Below are 805 nucleotides of genomic sequence, written 5' to 3' on the forward strand. Positions count from 1 at the left end.
GATGGTAAAGATGCCATCGTCTTGTTAGGTTAGACGGCGATAAGCACTAGGTGACAAACCGAACTTTCTTTTAAACAACTTGGAAAAGTGAAATTCATCATAAAATTGCAAATGGGCGGCAATTTCTTTGATGGATAAGCTCGTTGTCTCCAGCGATATTTTGGCCGACTCGAGCTTTAGATTCAACATATATTCGCTAGGGGATAGGCCTGTTATTGAGCGGAAACGAGAGAAAAACGTAGTCCTGGACATGCCGCTTAGGGTTATAAGTTCATCAACCCGGATCACTTTGTCCAAATTCCGGTGGATGTAGATCATAATTTTATTAAGCTCTGTATGGCGGGCGGGAAGGACTGCAGAATGCTCTCTAGCGAAGAGAAGCATCACTTCCTGCAGGATGATATTGGTAGAATAAGCGTATCCAAATGGTTCAGCAATCAACAAATCAATGATTCGTTCACACAGCTGAATGACTTCAGCTACCTTCCCCGTTGAAACTACTTCGTTTATCGGGAGCTGCAGAGCATGCATGGCATCCAGGGAGCTGAAGTCGAGAAAATAAAACTTCCAGTCATTCTCCTGACATCTGTAAGCGGTGGGTATCCCCTCCGGCACGATAAAATAAGTGCCTGCTTGCAAGTCATAGTGCTGTTCCCCTTGAGTAAGATGACCCTTTCCTTCATAGGTAATAAATAGGCCGGGAGCCTCAAAACCATTCGGTTTCATGATCGTGTAGGTGTCATTGGCTTGCACTTTCCAAATCGAAATAAATGATGCGAAAGGAATGGGGGTACTGCCTAAATTG

General features: G+C 44.2%; 1 protein-coding gene. It reads right to left on the reverse strand.

The features are described 5' to 3' along the window. Window positions 1-24: 24 nt before the first annotated feature. On the reverse strand, window positions 25-805 hold a 781-nt coding region (locus AC1DUA_RS39460), incomplete at its 5' end, for an AraC family transcriptional regulator (RefSeq protein WP_477504861.1).

It is taken from the genome of Paenibacillus sp. 01T422 (genome assembly GCF_056398785.1).